Consider the following 18,028-nt stretch of genomic DNA (forward strand, 5'->3'; position numbering starts at 1 on the left):
GTTTCTGCGCTGCAGGCAGGATTAGGCACGAGCATGGTTAACAAAGCCTTTCGGCAGGCCCGCCTGTGGCAAAATCGTTTGCAAAATCAACTACGGCTGGTGGAGGTCAGCGAGCGGTAGAAGGACGGCGTCAAGCCGGCCTCGGCACGGGCAATATCGTTGAAGGGCGCCTTCAGAGGACCCCTGAAATTGCTGCGGACGAGCGCTTGGAACGTTGCGACCGGATCGCGTTTCTCGCGGGCGCAGAGAAATCTGAACCACTTGGCGCCAACCGCGACGTGGCCTTTTTCATCCTCGTAGATGACATCGAGGACGGCTGCGCTTTCGTAGTCACCGGTTTCGCGCATCTTGGTCTGCAGCGCCGGCGTCACGTCGAGACCGCGTGCCTCGAGAATGAGCGGCACGACGGCCAGACGCGCCGTCAGGTCCGTGCGGGTAGCGTGGGCTGCTTGCCACAGGCCGTCATGGGCGGGCAGGTCGCCGTAGTCGGCGCCAAGCTGCTGTAATCTCTGGCGCACCAGCCGGAAATGCTTCGCCTCCTCGAATGCAACCTGCATCCAGCCATCGAAAAACGAGTTCGGGACCTTCTCGGTCGTAAAGCGGGCGACGATGTCGAGCGCGAGATCGACGGCATTCAATTCGATATGAGCGATGGCGTGGAGAAGGGCGATGCGGCCCTTTACACTGTGAAGGGATCGCTTTTCCATATTCTTCGGCGGGATCAATTCCGGCTTTGCCGGCCGTCCCGGGCGGTCCGGCAGCACAGGGTCGAGCGGTGAGCGCAGCGACAGGGTGCGTGCGAACCAGCGCCTGGCCGTCTCCTGTGCAAGTTCGGCTTTCCGCTCGACATCGCAGGCAGCGATGGCCGCGATCGCCCCGCCGCGAAGCGAGACGATGGCGGATTCGGAGACTGTCACGGCGTCGCGCTCAGAGCGCACGGACGGCCTCCAGGACCTCCTCGGCGTGACCGGGCACCTTGACCTTCTCCCAGATCCTGAGGATTCGGCCATCTGCACCAATCAGCACGGTGGTGCGCTCGACGCCCATGTATTTCTTGCCGTACATGCTCTTTTCCTTCGAGACACCATAGGCTTCCAGCGTGGATTTTTCCTCGTCGGCAGCGAGGATGACGCCAAGGGAATGTTTCTTGACGAACTTGTCGTGGCTCTTGACGGAATCCGGCGACATGCCAATTACCACTGCACCGGCTTTCTCGAATTCCGATGCGAGACCAGTGAAGGCTACTGATTCGGTGGTGCATCCCGACGTGTCGTCCTTAGGGTAGAAGAACAGTACGACAGGCTTGCCCTGAAACGCTGCAAGGGAGACGTTTCCGCCGCCGTCACGTGGAAGATCGAAAGCGGGCGCATTTGCGCCGACACTGAGTTCTGTCATGGGAAAACCTTTCTTTTGCCGGGATTTTGATGACTATACCGACTATGCCGATATAGTGAAATGTGCTTGGCGCCGCTCTTGCGGGCCGTCAACTGTAAAAACGCATGAGAGAAGGACGCGGTGGATTGATCCGGGGCGAAAAGTTGAAATTCCGCAAGAAGGATCTGGTTCCGCTCGATCAAATGCCGTCCTCGCAGGTCGACGATCCGATTATCGTCAATAGCCCGCGCCGCCGCCGTCGCCGCCGTGGACATGTCTGGCATGCGACCCGTATAACCGGCGTTTTTGCCATCTTCATCGCGCTGATTGCCGGTGCCGTTATCGCCAGCATCGAGAGCGGGATCTTCGACGAACCGCTCTCGGTCAAGGCCCAGGCCGCTCTCGATAACGCCATCGGACCCCGCTACAAGGCCGAGGTCGGTTCGACGGTGCTGCGGTTCACATCCGACATGCAACTCGCGCTCGAGGCGAGCGACGTCAATGTCGTCGACCAGGAAACCGGAAAGCACCTCTCGACCATGGGCGCCGTGCGCATGGTTCTCGATCCGTTTGCGCTCGTTCAGGGCCGAATCGCAATCGCAACCGTCCGGGCCAAGGGTATAGCTCTGGACACCGCGCTGCTGCCGCAGAGCGAGCCCATCGATGTCGCCAACCTCCGGGTAGACAGCATCCCGACCGCGCTGGAATCGGCATTTTCCAATCTCGATTTCCTGCAGCATTTCGTTGAACGCGGCGGTACGGATGCCGTCGAGATATCCGGCCTTGCCGTAAAGCTCGCAAGACAGGACGGTGGCACGCCGATTTCGCTGGTGATCGACCAGCTGGCGTTTTCACGTCCGACGCCCAACACGCTGCGCCTCAAAGGCCAGCTTTCGATCGACGGCTCAGTCGCGTCGCTGGATGTGAATGCCACGCAGGAGGCCGACCGGCCATCTTCGATGACGGCCGTCATCCGCCACCTCGATCTTGTGCCGCTGTCGATGGCTTATGATTCGAACGGGACGCCGCGTCAGGGCATCACCGGGTTTGCCGACGTCTCGCTGTCGTCCACCCGTGGCGCATCGGGTGTCGATCCCAAGCTGACAGCCGCCATCAAGGTGCTGCCCGGCACGCTCTTTATGGACCGCGATGCGCAGGAGATTTCCGGCGCGGATATCAATCTCAGCTACAATTCGGATCGCCAGGCGCTCGAGATCAACAAGTCGCTGGCGACGTTCCAATCGACGGTCGTGCCGTTTTTCGGTTCGGTCATCGACCTCGACCGGGTCGATCCGACCGCTGCCAAGGGTTTTGGCGTCGATTTCCGGATCGCCAACGCGACGGCAGCGACTTCTGAAGCCGGTGAAGCTCCGCTCAGCTTCGATGGCCATGCCAATGGCCGTTACATGACGGCCGACAAGGAGCTGAAACTCGACACCATCGGCATCACCACGCCGATGGGATCGCTGTTTGGCTCCTTGCGGCTGCGCATTGCGCCGGGTTCGCCGGAAATCAGCTTCGGCGCCCAGGCGGAGCAGCTGCAGGCCGCTGCCGTCAAACAGCTCTGGCCTTTCTGGATGTCGCCTAAAGCGCGCACCTGGGTACAGGGCAACCTGTTCGGTGGTGCCATGAGCAACGCCACGATTTCACTGTTTATTCCCGGAGGACGGCTCGCCCAGGCGGCGGCGACCGGTAATCTTCGTCTGGACGAAAACGAGATCCATCTGGCATTCGATATCAACGGCTCGCGCCTCAACGTGCCCGGTGACATTCCCCCAATCCGAGACATGACGGGTCACTTCGACCTCAAGGGTCCGGTCATTTCGGTCGATATCGTCAAGGGTACGTCGTATTTTCCGTCTGGCCGACAGGTCGCAGTCGGTCCGAGCACATTTTCCATTCCTGCGGTCTACGACAAGCCGCTGACCGCGAAGATGAAGCTGGCTCTTTCAGGCAATGGTGACGCAGTCGGCGAGCTGCTGACCTTCAAGCCCTTGAGCGTATTACAGCGCACCGAGTTCAAGCCCGAGGATTTCAGCGGCAAGATCGACGCGGATGTCGAGGCGACTCTTGGCCTGATCAACGATCAGGACCCGCCGCCACCAGTCTGGAAGGCCAGCCTGCAGCTCCACAAGGTCGACGTCCTGAAGGCCTTCGACGGTCGCAAGATCACCAATGTCGACGGTACCATCGATGCCGATCCGCAGGAGGTGCATCTCGCCGCAGACGCGCTCATCGACGGTATCCCGGCGCAAATCGACATGGTGGAGCCGACGGAAAAGGGATCGTCCATCAAGCGTGAGCGCGTTGTCGACGTGACGCTTTCCAATCAGCAGCGGGAGACCATCCTCCCGGGGCTCTCCGATTTCGTCGACGGGCCGCTGAAGGTGAAGGTTACCCGGATCGATGAAAACCGGCAGGACATCAAGATCGACCTGACCAAGGCAGCGCTCACCGTGCCATGGATCGGCTGGTCGAAGGGAAGCGGTATTGCTGCCAATGCCGAGTTCGAGGCATCGGGGCCGGCCGACCAGCCATCGTTGAAGAACTTCACGCTCAAGGGTGATGGCTTCGGAGCGACCGGCTCCATCCAGATCGGCAAGTCCGGATTGTCATCCGCCGATTTCTCGAGCATCAAGCTATCGTCGGTCGACGACTTCGCCTTGTCGATCAAGCGAACCAAGGGCGCCTACGACGTCAGGGTCGATGGCAACGCCGCCGATATCAGGCCGATCTTGGCGCGGCTGAAGGCGCCTAGCAAGGGCGACGACGGCGGCAGCGACAAGACGGATGCGACGATCCGCGCCAAGCTCGACAAGATCATCGGCTTCAACGACGAGACGATCAGGAATGTCAGCCTTGTCTATGCGCTTAACAACGGCAAGGCGACGCAGGCCGACTTTTCAGGCGTGACCCGCACCGGGCAGGCTGTCGTCACCGAAATGACCAAGGGCGGGCAGGGTGGCACGTTCCATGTCACCAGCAGCGACGCCGGCTCGGTGGCACGGTTCGTTGATGTCTACGGCCATCTGAGAGGCGGCTTGCTCAATCTCAACCTTCGCGCCGACGGCGACGACAGCTGGGACGGGTCCATCGATATCAGGCGTTTTTCCATCGTCAACGAGAAGAAGCTGCAATCCATCGTTACCACGCCGGCGGGACGGGACGGCGAAAGCCTGAACTCCGCCGTCAAGCACGATATCGACACCAGCGCGCAGAATTTCCAGCGTGGCTTTGCCCACCTGTCGATCCGCAAGGGCGTGGTGTCCGTCGAGAACGGCGTCGTGCGCGGCGATCAGGTTGGGGCGACGTTCCAGGGAACGATCAAGGATGCCAAGGGCAATACCGACATGACCGGCACGTTCATGCCCGCCTACGGCTTGAACCGGCTGTTTGCCGAGGTGCCGATCGTCGGCTTCCTGCTTGGCAACGGCACCGACCGAGGCCTGATCGGCATCACCTTCAAGCTGACGGGCCCATTCGATTCGCCCAACCTGGTGATCAACCCGCTCTCGGTCATCGCCCCCGGCATCTTCCGGCAGATTTTCGAGTTCTAGCGGAGACAAAAAGGCCGGCACGATGGCCGGCCTGATCGCTATGATTTTAGTGCCTCAACCCTGCGGGCGGATCAGCATGTGCTTCTTCTTGCCGAGCGACAACTTGATGATCCCGTCGGCGGTGACGTTGCCGGTTCCGATCGCCTGACGCTCGTCGGTCACCTGCTGGTCGTTGATGCGTACCGCGCCACCCTGCACATGACGGCGTGCTTCACCGTTGGATGTCGCAAGGCCCGCCCGTACGATCAGCGACAACAGGCCGATGCCAGCCTCCAGATCACCTAAGGGCACGTCGATCGATGGCAGGTTCTCGGCGATGCCGCCTTCCTCGAAGGTCTTGCGCGCCGTTTCGGCCGCCTGTTCGGCAGCGGCGCGGCCGTGCAGCAGGGCGGTCACCTCGGTTGCAAGGATCTTCTTGACGTCGTTGAGCTCAGCGCCGCCGAGTGTGGCGAGGCGGGAAACCTCGTCCATCGGCAGGGTCGTGTAGAGTTTCAGGAAGCGTGCGACGTCGGCATCCTCGGTATTGCGCCAGTACTGCCAGAAATCGTAGGCCGACAGCATGTCGGCATTGAGCCAGATCGCACCATTCGCCGACTTACCCATCTTTGCGCCCGAGGAGGTCGTCAGCAGCGGCGAGGTCAGGGCGTAGAGCTGCGGTGTCCCCATGCGGTGACCGAGATCGATGCCGTTGACGATATTGCCCCATTGATCGGAGCCGCCCATCTGCAGCCGGCAGTCGTAGCGCTTGGCCAGCTCGACGAAGTCGTAGGCCTGCAGGATCATGTAGTTGAACTCGAGGAACGACAGCGACTGCTCGCGCTCCAGCCGGGTCTTGACGCTATCGAAGGCGAGCATGCGGTTGACCGAGAAATGCCGGCCGACATCGCGCAGGAATTCGAGGTAGTTCAGCGACCGCAGCCATTCGGCATTGTTGATCATCATGGCATCGTTGTTGCCGTTGCCGTAGTTGAGGTAGTTGGAGAAAACCTGCTTGATCGAGGCGATGTTGCCTTCGATCGTGTCCACCGTCATCAGCTGGCGCGATTCTTCCTTGAAGGAGGGATCGCCGACCATGCCGGTGCCGCCGCCCATCAGCGAGATGGCGCGGTGCCCGGTCGCCTGCAGCCAATGCAGCATCATGATCTGGATCAGCGATCCCGCATGCAGGCTGGGGGCTGTCGGATCGAAGCCGATATAGGCCGTCACGGTTTCCTTGGCGAACAGCGTATCCAGGCCGGCCTCATCTGAAACCTGGTGGATGAAGCCTCGCTCTTGAAGAGTGTGCAGGAAATCGGATTTGAATTCGGCCATGATAGGGTCTCTCGAATGCGCCGCCCTAGGCGTGCACAGGGGCAAAATCGCTGTTGTTGAACCGTCGCGGCGCGTTTAGCACTGTTTTCGCGAAAGTGCACTATTGCGGCGGCAATGTTTTGCGCGGGCTGTTTTGCGAGGAGTCATGACGAAGATAAGAACGGCAATAGGGCTGATGAGCGGCACGTCGATGGACGGGATCGATATCGCCTTGCTGCACACCGACGGACGAGAGGTCGTGGAGCGCGGGGCGAGCCTCTATATTCCGTACGACGACGAACTGCGCGGCCGCTGGAAACAGGCGCTGGAGACGGCAAAGGTCATCAGGGATCGACGGGAACGGCCGGGCAATCTCAGTGCTGCCGAACAGGCGCTGACGCTGTGCCATGCGGCGGCCGTCAAATCCTTCCTGATGCGCAACGGCCTGTCGCCCACCGACATCGACGTCATAGGCTTTCACGGCCAGACAGTGCTGCATCGCCCGGACGAGGGGCTGACGGTTCAGATCGGCGACGGACCGTTGCTGGCTGCGGAGACTGGCATCGATGTCGTCTACGATATGCGTGCCAACGACATGGTTGCAGGTGGACAGGGCGCGCCGCTGATCCCGATCTACCATGCGGCGCTGTCGGCCAACCTGCCGCCGGAATTCGCAGTACCGGTGGTGTTCGTCAATATCGGCGGTATTTCCAACCTCACCTACATTGCCGAGAACGGCGCGCTTTCCGCCTTCGACAGCGGTCCCGGCAACATGCTGATCGACCAGTGGATCGAGGCCCATACCGGCAAGGCCTACGACCGCAATGGCGAGACCGCCGCTAGGGGCACGGTGTCTCCGCCGCTGGTGCGCCGCTATCTCGAAAGCCCGTTCTTTTCCGCCAATATCCGCCGGTCGCTCGACCGCAGCGACTTCCTGCCGCCGGTCAAGGGCGAAGTCTCGCTTGCCGATGGCGCGCGGACACTGGCGCATGTCACGGCTGCGTCCATCCTTAAGCTCGCGGGCTATCTGCCGCAGCCGCCGAAAACCTATGTCGTCTGCGGTGGCGGTCGGCTGAACCCGGTAATCATGGCCGAGTTTTCCGAACTGGCGGAAGAGCAAGGCGCCCGTGTCGTTGCTGCTGAAGCGGCCGGCTTCGATGGTGGCAGCATGGAGGCGGAAGCCTGGGCCTACCTCGCGGTCCGCTCGCTGGAGGGATTGCCGCTGACCTATCCGGGAACCACGGGTGTCAGCGTCCCGGTGACCGGTGGTATACTGGCACGCCACGGGTGATCGTATGGCGTGCGGCATGACAGTTCTCCACCATTTTCTCAGCGTCTAAGCACATGAAAATGAAACGGGAAATCCGTGTGTCATCGGATTGCCATACCGCAAGCGGTAGTAACGTTCTACGCGGATTGGAGCAATCACACCGCGGCAAGGCGTACATGCGAGGCAGAAATATGAAAACCCGGTTCTCTTTATCCACCCTGGCCCTTGGCCTTTTGCTCACCGGCGCGGCATCGGCAGAACAGCCCGGTCCGCCCGACACCGCCGTCGGTCGCCTCACGGCACTGGCCATCGTCAACGCGCTGAACGCGGACCTGCTCAGCCATGATAGCGCCACGCTGACGCTCGATCGCTGGTGCGCCACCCACAAGCTTGCGCCAACGCCGAAAGTTGTCGCGCATCTCGAGCCGGGGGCCGAAAAGCCGGCCGATGCAGGGGTTCGCAAACTCCTGGGCGTGACCGATGCCGAGCCCGTCAAGTATCGCCGGGTCAAGCTGATGTGCGGCGACCATATCCTGTCCGAAGCCGACAACTGGTACGTTCCGTCGCGTTTGACGGAGAGCATGAATCACGTTCTGGAAACGACGGATACGGCATTCGGACGCGCGGTGCAGGAATTGCATTTTCAAAGGCACACCGTTTCAGCCGAACTGCTCTGGCAACCGCTGCCAGCCGATTGGGACATGGGCGGTGCGCTGCCGCCTTCGACCAGCGGTAACCTCGCCATACCTGAGTTCGTCCTCCAGCACCGCGCGTATCTGACCCGTGGGGACGGCGTTCCGTTCAGTGTCGTGGTCGAGAGCTACACGCGCGAAGTGCTTTCGTTCCCGTGGCCGACGATCGGTCGGTAGGTTCCGGGAAGGTCAATCTGGCGTCCTCGAAAAACGAACAAAGCCGCCGGATTGCTTCGGCGGCTTTGTTAATTTCGGCTTTGGAAACTAGCGGATGCGCTTGGCAGCGGGTTCCGGCACGAGTTCGCCGTTGAGGCGCCGGTCGAGGTAATCCTCGCATTCGCCCATCAGCGTATCGACCTGGCCACTGAAGAAGTGGTTGGCGCCCGGCACGACCTTGTGGGTGATCAGGATGCCCTTCTGCGACTTCAGCTTGTCGACCAGCACGTTGACGTCCTTCTCCGGGGCTACCTTGTCGGCATCGCCGTTGATGATCAGGCCGGACGACGGGCAGGGGGCGAGGAAGGAGAAATCATAGGTGTTCGGCTGCGGTGCGATCGACATGAAGCCTTCGATTTCCGGGCGGCGCATCAAAAGCTGCATGCCGATCCAAGACCCGAAGGAATAGCCGGCGATCCAGCAGCTTTTCGAATCGGGGTGCAGGCTCTGCACCCAGTCCAGCGCCGAGGCTGCATCCGACAGCTCACCGCCGCCGTGGTCGAATTCGCCCTGGCTGCGGCCAATACTGCGGAAATTGAAGCGCAAGGTGGTGAAACCGCGCTTCTGGAACATGTAGAACAGCTGGTAGACGATCTGGTTGTTCATCGTTCCGCCGAACTGCGGATGCGGATGAAGCACGAGAGCGATCGGCGCGCTTTTTTCCTTGGAGGGCTGATAGCGGCCCTCAAGGCGGCCAGCCGGGCCGTTGAAAATGACTTCGGGCATCGATACTCCGTACCTGATTTTCGGCGTTGACAAGATGCATTAGGCAGCAAGTTGACTTGACGAACGCGCTCATCTTTTCTAGAACGCAGTTTAGAACAATTCGAAACTCTGCATGATCTTCCACGCGTTGTGGAGGTGTCATAAGGCAAGCCCGCCGGCAATTACAAGAAAAATGAGCCGGCGCCGGTAATCCGCATCGCTGAGGCAGGAAAAGCAGGTCATGGCGGCATCACGCCTCTATCTTGACTGGAATGCAACCGCCCCGCTCCATCCGGCGGCGCGGGAGGCGATGCTGCATGGACTCGATCTTTTCGGCAACCCGAACTCCGTTCATGGCGAAGGGCGCGCCACGCGCGCCGCCATCGAGGCCGCCCGACGCGACGTGGCAGTCCTGACCGGCGCTGACCCAGCGCATGTGGTTTTCACCAGCGGCGCCACCGAGGCTGCCAATATGGTGCTGACGCCTGAGTTTCGCATGGGCCGCACGCCGCTTGCCGTTGGCCACCTCTACGTCTCGGCCATTGAGCATCCGGCATTGCGCGAAGGCGGGCGGTTTGCAAAGGACCGGGTCAGCGAAATTCCCGTGACGTTCGATGGCGTCGTCGATCTCGTCGCGCTGGAGACGATGCTGTCCAGCCATGACAAGGCGCAAGGCCTGCCGATGGTCGCCATCATGCTCGCCAATAACGAGACAGGCATCCTTCAGCCGGTCCGGGCGGCAGCAGAGATTGTGCACCGCCACGGCGGCACCTTCGTCGTCGACGCTGTCCAGGGTGCCGGTCGGGTGAAGACCGACATCAACGAGATCGGCGCGGATTTTATGATCGTCTCGTCGCACAAGATCGGTGGTCCCAAAGGCGCAGGCGCGCTTGTGTCGCGAGGTGAGATCATGATGCCTAAGCCGCTGATCCATGGCGGTGGCCAGGAGAAGGGTCACAGGTCGGGGACGGAGAATTCGCTGGCGGTGATCGGCTTCGGTGCCGCTGCCGCTGCGGCCACCGCTGAATTCCAGTTGCGAAATGCGGCCGTTCTGGCATTGCGCGACCGTATGGAAGCCGGCATGCGAGATGCGGCACCTGACGTCATCATTCACGGCGAGGGCCAGCTGCGTGTGCCGAACACGACATTCTTCACGCTGCCCGGGCTGAAGGCTGAAACCGGGCAGATTGCCTTTGATCTCGAGGGCGTTGCGCTCTCGGCGGGCTCTGCCTGCTCGGCGGGTAAGCTGGGCGAGAGCCATGTGCTGGTGGCGATGGGTCGCGATCCACGTCTCGGCGCATTGCGTATATCGCTTGGCTTCGACACGAAGAATGAGGACATCGACCGGGTGCTCGCAGCTTTTGCGAAAATTGCCGGGAGGCGAAGGCTTTCCGGGGTTGCGGCTTGACCGCATTTTGAATTTTGCGGAAACGCAAGTTTACGCTTGCCAATCGGGGTGAAAAAATCCCATTGGCCACCTACATAGTGGCAAATGAAAATTTGCTAAACCGTTGACAAGCTGCCGGACCTTGTATCCGGCGAGATTGGAGAACGACATGGCTGCCGTCCAGGAAACGATCGATCAGGTGCGCCTGATTGATGTGGACCAATACAAGTATGGTTTCGAGACCATCATCGAAATGGACAAGGCACCCAAGGGCCTTTCCGAAGAGATTATCCATTTCATTTCTGCCAAGAAGCAGGAACCGGAATGGATGCTCGAATGGCGTCTCGATGCCTATCGTCGCTGGTTGACGATGGAGGAGCCGACGTGGGCCCGCGTCGACTATCCTAAGATCGATTTCAACGACATCTACTACTATGCCGCGCCGAAGAGCACGCCAGGACCGAAGTCTATCGACGATGTCGACCCTGAGTTGCTGAAGGTCTACGAGAAGCTTGGCATCCCGCTGCGCGAGCAGGAGATCCTTGCTGGCGTCCAGACGTCGCGGATCGCCGTCGATGCCGTGTTCGACAGCGTATCGGTCGTTACCACGTTCAAGGAAGAGCTGAAGAAGGCCGGTGTGATTTTCATGTCGATCTCGGAGGCCATCCGCGAGCATCCGGATCTCATCAAGCAGTATCTCGGTACCGTCGTGCCGACCACCGACAACTATTATGCGACGCTCAATGCGGCGGTATTCACAGACGGCTCGTTCGTGTTCATTCCGAAGGGCGTTCGCTGCCCGATGGAGCTGTCGACCTATTTCCGCATCAACGAGAAGGGCACCGGCCAGTTCGAGCGGACGCTGATCATTGCCGAAGAGGGGGCTTACGTGTCCTACCTCGAAGGCTGCACGGCACCGCAGCGCGACGAAAACCAGCTACATGCGGCTGTCGTCGAGCTGGTGGCGCTGGACGATGCGCAGATCAAGTACTCCACTGTCCAGAATTGGTATCCGGGCGACAAGGACGGCAAGGGCGGCATCTACAACTTCGTCACCAAGCGCGGCGATTGCCGCGGCGCACGATCCAAGATCTCCTGGACGCAGGTCGAGACAGGTTCCGCCATCACCTGGAAGTATCCGTCCTGCATTCTGCGCGGAGACGACAGCCGTGGCGAGTTCTATTCGATTGCGGTCTCCAACGGTCACCAGCAGATCGACAGCGGCACCAAGATGATCCATCTCGGCAAGAACACGTCGAGCCGCATCGTGTCCAAGGGCATTGCTGCCGGTGTCTCGCAGAACACATATCGCGGCCAGGTCTCGGCACACCGCAAGGCGACCAACGCCCGCAACTTCACCCAGTGCGACTCGCTCTTGATCGGCGATCGCTGCGGCGCGCACACCGTTCCCTATATCGAGGCGAAGAATTCCTCGGCGCAGTTCGAGCATGAAGCGACGACCTCGAAGATCTCCGAGGACCAGCTGTTCTACTGCCTGCAGCGCGGTATCCCGACCGAAGAGGCCATCGCCCTGATCGTCAACGGCTTCGTCAAGGAAGTCCTGCAGGAACTGCCGATGGAATTTGCGATCGAAGCGCAGAAGCTGATCTCGATTTCACTTGAGGGCAGTGTGGGCTGATATGAAATCGACACGGCCGGGAAACGCAGGGCAGTCGTTCACCGACCAACGCTCTGCAGCCAAGGCCCCACCCCGCAAGTATCGTTACCTTGCGGATCGGATGGGGCGGTTCTCGATCGTCGTCGACGCATTGCTCGGAGCGGATATTTGGCTTTTTTTGGCCAGCATTTTCTTCCGGCTGATTGTTCTGCTGCTTAAGGTCCTGGCACCCTGAGCGTGCGTAAATTCTGACTGCAGCGCTGCAAAGCGCGCAACGCAAACTTTGAAGATGGATTACAGACATGCTTGAAATCAGAAACCTCCACGCCCGCATCGCCGAAGACGGCACCGAGATCATTCGTGGCCTCAACCTGACGGTGAAGGCCGGCGAAGTCGCTGCCATCATGGGGCCGAACGGCTCCGGCAAGTCGACCTTGTCCTACATACTCTCCGGTCGCAGCGACTATGAAGTCACCGAGGGCGAGATCCTTTATAACGGTGAAAGTATCCTGGAACTCGACGCTGCCGAACGCGCGTCGAAGGGGATTTTCCTTGCGTTTCAGTATCCGGTCGAAATCCCGGGCGTGGCCACCATGCAGTTTCTCAAGGTGGCGATGAACGAACAGCGCAAGGCGCGCGGCGAGGAAGAGCTGAAGACGCCGGATTTCATGCGCCTCGTCAAGGAATCTGCAGCCAAGCTTCAGATCGATACCGCGATGCTGAAGCGGCCGCTGAACGTCGGCTTTTCCGGCGGTGAGAAGAAGCGCGCCGAGATCCTGCAGATGGCGCTGCTGCAGCCAAAACTCTGCATCCTCGACGAGACGGACTCGGGCCTCGACATTGACGCCCTGAAGATCGTTGCCGATGGCGTCAACGCGCTGCGGTCTCCGGATCGCGCCACCATCGTCATCACTCACTACCAGCGCTTGCTGGATTACATCGTGCCTGACACGGTCCATGTTCTCTACAAGGGCCAGATCATCAAGACCGGCGACAAGACGCTGGCACACGATCTCGAAGCCAATGGCTACGCCGATATCATTGGCGCTGCAGCCTGATAGGGCGGAAAGGACGACGTCCATGAACATGCAGACGACGACCCGCCTGACGGCAGCCGAATTGGCGCTGATCGAGGCCTACAACACGCAACTCGGCGAACTGCCGGGCAATGGCGACGTTTTCGCGCTGCGCGACCGGTTGCTGGACGAGCTGAAGACGGCCGGCCTGCCGACGCGCCGCGTCGAGGCGTGGCATTACACCGATCTGAAAAACCTCTTGCGCTCGGTACCGGAGGCTGCGACGTCCGGCCGCGTCGAGGAGCTGGAACCGCTTGTGCCTGGTTCGGCGGTTCTCACCGTCTCGCAAGGCCTGAGCGGTACCCTCTCGGCGCCTGCCGGCGTGACCGTGCAGCCCTATGCCGATAGTCTGATCGACGGCAGCGCGACCGCTGGCCTTGATGCGCTCGACAGGGACGATGCCATCGGCCGTATCAACGGCAGTTTTGTGCGCGACGGCTATGTCGTTGACATTGCGGCGGAGACGAAGCTCGAGGCGCCGCTTGAAATCCAGTTTATCCATGCCGGCGGACAGATGCACAGCCGCTTGCCGGTAACATTCGGTGCCCGCTCCTGTGTGACATTGATCGAGCGTCACCGTGCGGTGACTGCGGATGCCGCGCTTGTCTCGGCAGTCAGCGAAGTCCGCATCGGCGAAGGCGCCGAGGTTACCTGGGTCATCCTGCAGGAGCAGGGCGCTGACGATACCCATCTCGGCCAGATCCGTATCGATCTCGGCAAGGATGCAAAGCTGACGCTGTTTGTCGTCAATGCCGGCGGCAAGCTTGTGCGCCAGGAGCTGCACATCGCTGTCACAGGCGAGGGTGCGGACCTGCAGCTGCGCGGCGTTAACCTCCTCGGCGGAGAGACCCATACGGACGTCACCATGACGCTCGGCCATAACGTGCCGAATACGACGTCGAAGGAAATCATCCGCAACGTTGTGTTCGACAGGGCTCGCGGTGTCTTCCAGGGCATGATCCGTGTTGCTCTCGATGCCCAGAAGACCGATGCCAAGATGTCGTGCAACACGCTGTTGTTGTCCGACGACGGCGACTTCTCGGCAAAGCCGGAGCTGGAGATCTTTGCCGACGACGTCCAGTGCGGCCACGGCGCGACCGTCATCGATATCAACGACACCCATCTCTACTACCTGATGGCCCGCGGTATTCCCGCCAGCAAGGCACGGGCGATGCTCGTCAGCGCCTTCGTCATCGAGGTGGTCGAGGAACTTGAAAACGAAGCCCTGGTCGGGGCGCTGAAGGGCATCATCTCGACCTGGCTCGAAAAGCACGCCTGATTGGATCCCATGATGGACAAGATCACCACTGCCACCACTTATGACGTCGAGGCCATCAGACGGGATTTTCCGATCCTGTCGAAACAGGTCTACGGCAAGCCGCTCGTCTATCTCGACAACGGTGCCTCGGCGCAAAAACCGCAGGTGGTGATCGATGCCATTTCGAATGCCTATTCCAACGAATATGCGAACGTCCATCGCGGGCTCCACTACCTCTCGAATGCCGCTACGGAAGCCTACGAGGCGTCGCGTGAAAAAGTGCGACGGTTTCTGAATGCACCCGGTATCGACGATATCGTCTTCACCAAAAATGCCACGGAGGCGATCAACACTGTCGCCTATGGCTGGGGAATGCCGCATATCGGTGAAGGCGACGAGATCGTGCTGACGATCCTTGAGCATCACTCGAACATCGTGCCGTGGCACTTCATCCGGGAACGGCAGGGCGCCAAGCTCGTCTGGGTACCGGTCGACGACGAGGGTGCGTTTCATATCGAGGATTTCGAGAGAAGCCTGACGGAGCGAACCAAGCTCGTCGCCATCACCCATATGTCGAACGCACTCGGTACCGTGCTGCCGGTCAAGGAAATTTGCCGGATCGCCCACGCGCGCGGCATCCCCGTGCTTGTCGACGGTAGCCAGGGCGCGGTGCATCTGCCGGTCGACGTGCAGGACATGGATTGTGACTGGTACGTGGTAACGGGTCACAAGCTGTACGGCCCCTCCGGTATCGGCGTGCTTTACGGCAAGCAGTCGCGCCTGCGCGAGATGCGGCCATTCCAGGGTGGCGGCGAGATGATCATCGACGTCGGCGAGGAGGCGGTGACCTACAACGACCCGCCCCACCGGTTCGAGGCAGGCACCCCGCCGATCGTCCAGGCAATCGGGCTCGGCTACGCGCTTGATTACATGGACAGCATCGGACGCGAAGCCATTGCCCGCCATGAGGCCGATCTTACCGCCTATGCATCCGAACGCCTGCGCGCCATCAATTCACTGCGGATCTTCGGCAATGCACCCGGCAAGGGAGCTATCTTCTCGTTCGAACTGGCCGGCATCCATGCTCACGACGTATCGATGGTGATCGACCGGCAGGGCGTCGCCGTCAGGGCAGGGACCCATTGTGCCCAGCCGCTCTTGAAACGTTTTGGCGTCACCTCCACATGCCGTGCATCGTTCGGCATGTACAATACCCGCGCAGAAGTCGACGCATTGGCCGATGCGCTCGATCATGCACGAAAATTCTTTGCCTAGAGCATTTCTGCCGTTCATCTATACACAGAAGTGCTCTATCTCTCTGTTTTTACGCATTTCCGGATGTAAAGCCGCTACGTACATTTGCCGGAACTGCTCTAAGGAGTGCCCGAGATGAGCCTGGATAACAGCGAACAGACGACCGACGTGCGCGAAGGCATCGTCCACTCCAGCATTCCGGCCGACGAGCTGGCGCGCCTGAGCGATGATGTTATTGCGGCCCTGAAGACGGTTTACGATCCGGAAATCCCGGCTGATATCTTCGAACTCGGCCTGATCTACAAGATCGACATAGAGGACGACCGGATGGTGAAGATCATGATGACTCTGACCGCTCCCGGCTGCCCGGTTGCCGGCGAAATGCCCGGCTGGGTCGAGAACGCCGTGGGTGCGGTGGAAGGCATTTCCGGCGTCGAAGTCGGCATGACCTTCGACCCGCCATGGACGCCCGCCCGGATGTCGGAAGAAGCGCAGGTTTCCGTCGGCTGGTATTGATCTTGCCGTAAAACCCCTCATCAGGTAATTTCGACCAGGAGGTTCAGAAATGTCTGGTCATAAGGTTGTTGCAATCGATGTTTCGCCCGAGATGCAATCCATAGTTCAGGATGCCGTCGACTCCGGCGAATATGTTTCGGTTTCGGACGTATTCGAAGCTGCATTGAATGATTGGCAGGCACGTCGCAACGGGCACGATCTCACAGATACGAAGCTCGGCGAACTTTGGGACGCTGGGATTGCCAGCGGCCATCCGACAGATGGCGAAAAGGCGTTTTCCCGTACACGTGCTGAATTGGTAACGCGTCTCGCCGCGAGCCGTTCGTGAGTTTCTGGGTCCGTCCTCTGGCGGAGGCGGATATCATGGGAATAGCTTTATACATTGGCGAGCGAAATCCAGCCGCAGCGCTGAAGTGGTATGACGGGATCTACCGTAAATTCAGACAATTGGGCGCGATGCCGGGTACAGGCGTGGCTAGAGACGAACTACGAGAGGGCTTAAGACTGTCAGCAGTTGGTCGATACCTCATTCTTTACCGTGAAGATGTCGATGGTGTGGAAATCGTCCGGGTGGTGCACGGTGCGCGCGACTTGCCGAAGCTGGTTTAGCTATTGATCCAAGCATGGCGTGGTATTACATCTTGGAAGACGAAGCACCGGGCCTTGAACCCGGTTGCCACAGGAGACTAGGCCGATGGGCTTTGCAGTTATGACCATGACCGAAAGCGCGGCGGATCGCGTCAAGGCGATTGTCGGGAATTCCGGGCCGGATGCCAAGGGCGTTCGCGTCGGCATCAAGAAGGGTGGCTGCGCCGGGATGGAATACACCATCGACATGGTGACCGAAGCCAATCCCAAGGATGATCTGATTGAGCGCGACGGGGCCAAGGTCTGGATCGAGCCGTCTGCTGTACTCTTTCTGCTCGGAACCGAGATGGGTTTCGAAACGACGACGCTGCGCTCCGGCTTCATCTTTACCAATCCCAACCAGACCTCCGCCTGCGGCTGTGGCGAATCGGTCGAACTCAAGCCTGCGGATCTCGCAGCGCTCGCCTCCCAGCGCGAGGCGTCTGTTGCAGCCATTTAATCTCTTATTGCCGCCGTTGGACAAAGGCCGCCGTCTCGGGCGGCCTTTGCTTTTCTTGCTCCGTTCGCTGCTGCCGGCAGGACCGGTGATGTAGCATGTGGCTGATACTGTTTCTGAAGGGCGCGCTGCTCGGGATCATCATCACCGCGCCGCCGGGGCCGATTGGTACCTTGTGCATCAACCGCACGCTGGAACGCGGTTTCTGGGCCGGCGCTGCATTGGGCCTCGGGACGGCGCTCGGCGATGCGAGCTACGCCCTGGTTGCCGTTGGCGGGCTGGCTATATTTGCAGACGTGCTCGCGAAGATCGCTTTGCCGCTGGCATTCTGTGGCGGGCTGCTGCTGATCTGGCTCGGCTACAAGAGCCTCGACCGCGACCCGATTGCGGCTGCGGATATCGGCGCCGCCGATCTTTTTCGAACGACCGTCGCGACATTCTTCCTGACCATTTCCAATCCGGCGACGATCATTTCCTTCGGTGCACTTTTTGCAGCCTTCGGTCTTGCCCATGAGAGCAGCGCTGCGAGTGCAGCGTTTATCGTCGGGGGAGCGTTTACCGGCTCGGTCGCCTGGTGGCTGTTCCTCAGCGGCGCGGTTCGTCTGGCGCGCGACCGGCTGTCGGACCAGTTTGCCGACAAGGTCGGGCGGGTCTCGGCCTACCTGCTGATCGGCTTCGGTGCTCTGGCGCTTTGCGTTGCGAGCTACAAGTTCTTCGCTTGAAAAATGGCC

At 60.4% G+C, this 18,028-nt stretch carries 17 protein-coding genes; 13 read left to right on the forward strand and 4 right to left on the reverse strand.

The genetic code is table 11. The annotated features are described in order from the left end of the window. Positions 1-86: 86 nt before the first annotated feature. Both J5278_RS10130 and J5278_RS10135 read right to left on the reverse strand, forming a co-directional pair. Complete coding sequence (locus J5278_RS10130) at positions 87-917, reverse strand: ferritin-like domain-containing protein (RefSeq protein ID WP_257623401.1); 831 nt, start codon at positions 915-917, stop codon at positions 87-89. A 10-nt stretch (positions 918-927) separates the two neighbouring features. Beyond that, entirely contained in the window at positions 928-1,395 is a 468-nt protein-coding gene (locus tag J5278_RS10135) for a peroxiredoxin (RefSeq protein ID WP_209183824.1), read from the reverse strand. 104 nt (positions 1,396-1,499) lie between these two features. Here J5278_RS10135 and J5278_RS10140 point away from each other — a divergent pair, with 104 nt between their 5' ends. Continuing rightward, the gene (locus tag J5278_RS10140; RefSeq protein ID WP_209183823.1) at positions 1,500-4,931 is read left to right on the forward strand and encodes an AsmA-like C-terminal region-containing protein; all 3,432 of its coding nucleotides are present in this window, start codon (positions 1,500-1,502) and stop codon (positions 4,929-4,931) included. 54 nt (positions 4,932-4,985) lie between these two features. Here J5278_RS10140 and tyrS read toward each other — a convergent pair whose 3' ends face one another. Further along, on the reverse strand, positions 4,986-6,242 hold the full coding sequence (gene tyrS, locus J5278_RS10145) for a tyrosine--tRNA ligase (protein ID WP_209183822.1): 1,257 nt from the start codon (positions 6,240-6,242) through the stop codon (positions 4,986-4,988). 145 nt (positions 6,243-6,387) lie between these two features. Between tyrS and J5278_RS10150 the strand changes: the two genes are divergently transcribed. Together J5278_RS10150 and J5278_RS10155 are read left to right on the forward strand one after the other, a co-directional pair. Continuing rightward, the gene (locus tag J5278_RS10150) at positions 6,388-7,512 is read left to right on the forward strand and encodes an anhydro-N-acetylmuramic acid kinase (protein ID WP_209183821.1); all 1,125 of its coding nucleotides are present in this window, start codon (positions 6,388-6,390) and stop codon (positions 7,510-7,512) included. A 170-nt stretch (positions 7,513-7,682) separates the two neighbouring features. Next, positions 7,683-8,360 (forward strand): hypothetical protein, encoded by a 678-nt coding sequence (locus J5278_RS10155; RefSeq protein WP_209183820.1) that lies wholly within the window; start codon positions 7,683-7,685, stop codon positions 8,358-8,360. A gap of 87 nt (positions 8,361-8,447) precedes the next feature. On the opposite strand, the gene J5278_RS10160 is transcribed toward J5278_RS10155, so the two are convergent. Next, positions 8,448-9,125: an alpha/beta hydrolase gene (locus J5278_RS10160; RefSeq protein WP_111221903.1), complete on the reverse strand. Its 678-nt coding sequence runs from the start codon at positions 9,123-9,125 to the stop codon at positions 8,448-8,450. Positions 9,126-9,345: 220 nt separating this feature from the next. On the opposite strand from J5278_RS10160, the gene J5278_RS10165 reads away from it, so the two are divergent. The 10 genes from J5278_RS10165 (at position 9,346) to J5278_RS10210 (ending at position 18,019) form a co-directional block, all read left to right on the forward strand. Further along, positions 9,346-10,512 (forward strand): cysteine desulfurase family protein, encoded by a 1,167-nt coding sequence (locus J5278_RS10165; protein ID WP_209183819.1) that lies wholly within the window; start codon positions 9,346-9,348, stop codon positions 10,510-10,512. Positions 10,513-10,660: 148 nt separating this feature from the next. Further along, entirely contained in the window at positions 10,661-12,130 is a 1,470-nt protein-coding gene (sufB, locus tag J5278_RS10170) for a Fe-S cluster assembly protein SufB (protein ID WP_142822796.1), read from the forward strand. A 281-nt stretch (positions 12,131-12,411) separates the two neighbouring features. Continuing rightward, positions 12,412-13,167: a Fe-S cluster assembly ATPase SufC gene (gene sufC / locus J5278_RS10175; RefSeq protein ID WP_142822795.1), complete on the forward strand. Its 756-nt coding sequence runs from the start codon at positions 12,412-12,414 to the stop codon at positions 13,165-13,167. Between the two features lie 22 nt (positions 13,168-13,189). Continuing rightward, positions 13,190-14,464: a Fe-S cluster assembly protein SufD gene (gene sufD, locus J5278_RS10180; protein WP_209183818.1), complete on the forward strand. Its 1,275-nt coding sequence runs from the start codon at positions 13,190-13,192 to the stop codon at positions 14,462-14,464. 12 nt (positions 14,465-14,476) lie between these two features. Then, entirely contained in the window at positions 14,477-15,718 is a 1,242-nt protein-coding gene (locus J5278_RS10185; RefSeq protein ID WP_209183817.1) for a cysteine desulfurase, read from the forward strand. A 114-nt stretch (positions 15,719-15,832) separates the two neighbouring features. Then, the gene (locus J5278_RS10190) at positions 15,833-16,213 is read left to right on the forward strand and encodes an SUF system Fe-S cluster assembly protein (RefSeq protein ID WP_209183816.1); all 381 of its coding nucleotides are present in this window, start codon (positions 15,833-15,835) and stop codon (positions 16,211-16,213) included. Between the two features lie 49 nt (positions 16,214-16,262). After that, positions 16,263-16,541: a type II toxin-antitoxin system ParD family antitoxin gene (locus tag J5278_RS10195; protein ID WP_209183815.1), complete on the forward strand. Its 279-nt coding sequence runs from the start codon at positions 16,263-16,265 to the stop codon at positions 16,539-16,541. Next, the gene (locus J5278_RS10200) at positions 16,538-16,822 is read left to right on the forward strand and encodes a type II toxin-antitoxin system RelE/ParE family toxin (RefSeq protein ID WP_209183814.1); all 285 of its coding nucleotides are present in this window, start codon (positions 16,538-16,540) and stop codon (positions 16,820-16,822) included. Before J5278_RS10195 ends, J5278_RS10200 begins: the two co-directional genes overlap by 4 nt. Before the next feature lie 85 nt (positions 16,823-16,907). Then, positions 16,908-17,300, forward strand: a complete 393-nt coding sequence (sufA, locus tag J5278_RS10205) for a Fe-S cluster assembly scaffold SufA (protein WP_209183813.1) — start codon at positions 16,908-16,910, stop codon at positions 17,298-17,300. Between the two features lie 95 nt (positions 17,301-17,395). Then, entirely contained in the window at positions 17,396-18,019 is a 624-nt protein-coding gene (locus J5278_RS10210; protein ID WP_209183812.1) for a LysE family translocator, read from the forward strand. Positions 18,020-18,028: the final 9 nt, after the last annotated feature.

The organism is Rhizobium sp. B21/90, assembly GCF_019355815.1.
GTDB lineage: Bacteria > Pseudomonadota > Alphaproteobacteria > Rhizobiales > Rhizobiaceae > Rhizobium > Rhizobium rhododendri.

Bases quoted from the DNA above. Each gene is read 5' to 3' on its own strand.
- sufC (WP_142822795.1), top strand. From the start codon at position 12,412: ATGCTTGAAATCAGAAACCTCCACGCCCGCATCGCCGAAGACGGCACC.
- J5278_RS10190 (WP_209183816.1), top strand. From the start codon at position 15,833: ATGAGCCTGGATAACAGCGAACAGACGACCGACGTGCGCGAAGGCATC.
- J5278_RS10155 (WP_209183820.1), top strand. From the start codon at position 7,683: ATGAAAACCCGGTTCTCTTTATCCACCCTGGCCCTTGGCCTTTTGCTC.
- sufA (WP_209183813.1), top strand. From the start codon at position 16,908: ATGGGCTTTGCAGTTATGACCATGACCGAAAGCGCGGCGGATCGCGTC.
- sufD (WP_209183818.1), top strand. From the start codon at position 13,190: ATGAACATGCAGACGACGACCCGCCTGACGGCAGCCGAATTGGCGCTG.
- sufB (WP_142822796.1), top strand. From the start codon at position 10,661: ATGGCTGCCGTCCAGGAAACGATCGATCAGGTGCGCCTGATTGATGTG.
- J5278_RS10210 (WP_209183812.1), top strand. From the start codon at position 17,396: ATGTGGCTGATACTGTTTCTGAAGGGCGCGCTGCTCGGGATCATCATC.
- J5278_RS10135 (WP_209183824.1), bottom strand. From the start codon at position 1,395: ATGACAGAACTCAGTGTCGGCGCAAATGCGCCCGCTTTCGATCTTCCA.
- J5278_RS10140 (WP_209183823.1), top strand. From the start codon at position 1,500: ATGAGAGAAGGACGCGGTGGATTGATCCGGGGCGAAAAGTTGAAATTC.
- tyrS (WP_209183822.1), bottom strand. From the start codon at position 6,242: ATGGCCGAATTCAAATCCGATTTCCTGCACACTCTTCAAGAGCGAGGC.
- J5278_RS10185 (WP_209183817.1), top strand. From the start codon at position 14,477: ATGGACAAGATCACCACTGCCACCACTTATGACGTCGAGGCCATCAGA.
- J5278_RS10195 (WP_209183815.1), top strand. From the start codon at position 16,263: ATGTCTGGTCATAAGGTTGTTGCAATCGATGTTTCGCCCGAGATGCAA.
- J5278_RS10150 (WP_209183821.1), top strand. From the start codon at position 6,388: ATGACGAAGATAAGAACGGCAATAGGGCTGATGAGCGGCACGTCGATG.
- J5278_RS10160 (WP_111221903.1), bottom strand. From the start codon at position 9,125: ATGCCCGAAGTCATTTTCAACGGCCCGGCTGGCCGCCTTGAGGGCCGC.
- J5278_RS10165 (WP_209183819.1), top strand. From the start codon at position 9,346: ATGGCGGCATCACGCCTCTATCTTGACTGGAATGCAACCGCCCCGCTC.